At 60.3% G+C, this 2,329-nt stretch carries 2 protein-coding genes; both read left to right on the top strand.

Annotation, left to right across the window (positions count from 1 at the left end; all coding sequences use genetic code 11):
- Positions 1-1,204 (top strand): O-acetylhomoserine aminocarboxypropyltransferase/cysteine synthase family protein (locus B2W52_RS12795; protein WP_286803426.1); only part of this gene is annotated, 1,204 nt, incomplete at its 5' end.
- Positions 1,205-1,333: 129 nt separating this feature from the next.
- Positions 1,334-2,329 (top strand): lipoyl synthase (gene lipA / locus B2W52_RS12790; protein ID WP_286803424.1); only part of this gene is annotated, 996 nt, incomplete at its 3' end.

Below are 2,329 nucleotides of genomic sequence, written 5' to 3'. Positions count from 1 at the left end.
CTATCAGACCACCAGCTACTACTTCGATGACACTCAGCACGGTGCGGACCTGTTCGACTTGAAAGTGCCGGGCAACATTTACACGCGCATCATGAACCCGACCAACGCGGTGCTCGAAGAGCGCGTCGCCCAACTGGAAGGCGGCATCGGCGCCCTGGCGATGGCCTCGGGCATGGCCGCCACCACGGCGGCGATCCAGACCCTGGCCCGCGCCGGCGACAACATCGTCTCGGTGAGCAAGCTCTACGGCGGCACCTACAACCTGTTTGCCCACTCCCTGCCGAACCAGGGCATTGAGTGCAGGATGGTGGGTCACGATGATTTCGACGCCGTGGAAAAGGCCATTGATGAAAACACCCGCGCCCTGTTCTGCGAGTCCATCGGTAACCCGGCGGGCAATGTGGTCGACATCCAGCGCTGGGCCGAGATCGCCCACAAGCACGGTATTCCGCTGATGGTGGACAATACGGTGGCCACCCCCTTCCTGTGCCGCCCGATTGAGCACGGTGCCGATATCGTTATCCACTCGCTTACCAAGTACATCGGTGGCCACGGCACTACCGTCGCTGGCGTAGTAGTGGATTCCGGCAAGTTTGACTGGAAAGCCAGCGCCGACAAATTCCCGATGCTGAACGAGCCGGACCCGTCCTACCACGGCGTGGTCTACACCGACGCTCTGGGCCCTGCAGCCTTTATCGGCCGCTGCCGCGTGGTACCGCTGCGTAATACCGGTGCTGCCCTGGCCCCGTTCAATGCGTTCCTGATCATGCAGGGCCTGGAAACCCTGGCGCTGCGCATGGAACGTCATTGTGAGAACGCAGAGAAAGTCGCCAATTTCCTGCAGGACCACCCCTCTGTGGAGTGGGTGAATTACGCGACCCTGGCCAACAGCCCCTACAAGGCAACCTGCGACAAGATTTGTGGCGGAAAGGCGTCTGGCATCCTGAGCTTCGGCATCAAGGGTGGCCGGGAAGCCGGAGCAAAGTTCATTGATGCTCTGGAGCTGATCCTGCGCCTGGTAAACATTGGTGACGCCAAGTCCCTGGCCTGCCATCCGGCCACCACCACCCACCGACAGCTGAACCCGGAGGAGTTGAAGAGCGCCGGTGTGAGCGAGGATCTGGTGCGACTGTCCATCGGCATCGAACATGTCGACGACATCATTGCCGACATCAGTCAGGCCCTGGACAAAGCCCAGGCTTGATAAGGGTCAACCGGGTACGACCAATGTCGTGCCCGGCACCCCCGTGATTGCCCCTATCTGTCTTGTAACTCCCCCGCCAGCCCATTACTCTTTAGTGTTCCCCATGCCCGAATCGAGAGTCCGGTTGCAATGAGCGACAGCGCAAAAACCCGCATTACCAGTGGTTCCAAATTCCGCAACGAACATGGCTTCTCAGCCATCAAGGATGGCGTCAAGCGGTCGTCGAAGCAGGAAGCCACAACAGCGGAAAAGCGAGAGCCGAAGCCCAAATGGCTCCGGGCACGCATGCCCGGGGGCGAGCGCTATGAGGCGGTACGCAAGAACGTCAGTGAGCACCGGTTGAGCACCGTTTGCCAGGAATCTCATTGCCCCAATATCGGTGAGTGCTGGACCGCCGGCACGGCCACCATCATGGTGATGGGGTCTGTGTGTACCCGGGCCTGCAAATTCTGCGCGGTGGACACCGGCAACCCGAAAGGCTGGCTTGACCATGAAGAGCCGGAGAACACGGCCAAGTCCGTAGAGCTGATGGGCCTTCGTTATATTGTGCTTACCTCGGTAGACCGTGACGACCTGGAAGACGGCGGCGCTGCCCACTATGCCGCTTGCGTCTCTGCCATCAAACAGCGCACGCCGGAAGTCGCCGTTGAGGCGCTGACGCCGGATTTTGATGCGGTGATGGCGGACGTTGAGAAGGTGGTGGATTCCGGGCTGGATGTCTTTGCCCAGAACGTGGAAACCGTCAAGCGGCTGACCAGTCGGGTTCGTGATCCGCGTGCCGGGTATGAAAAAACCCTCCGGGTCCTGGAGCACGCCAAGAAGCACCGTCCGGACGTGCTTACCAAGACCAGCCTGATGCTGGGGCTCGGCGAAACCGAAGAGGAAATCCTGGAAACCATGGACGATCTGCGCGCCATCGGTGTGGATATCCTGACTCTGGGCCAGTACCTGCGCCCTACTCCGAACCACTTGCCGGTAGAACGCTACGTCACCCCCGAAGAGTTCAACCGTTACCGGGAAATCGGCCTGGAGAAGGGCTTCATGGAAGTGCCATCCGGCCCCATGGTCCGCTCCAGCTACCGGGCTGACAAAGTCTTCGATAAAAACAATCTGGGTCTTGCCGTG

The organism is Marinobacter sp. UBA2498, from assembly GCF_002341575.1.
Classification (GTDB): Bacteria; Pseudomonadota; Gammaproteobacteria; order Pseudomonadales; family Oleiphilaceae; genus Marinobacter; species Marinobacter manganoxydans.
Note: the sequence above shows the minus strand (reverse complement) of the source record. Positions and strands in the feature narration are given on the sequence as shown.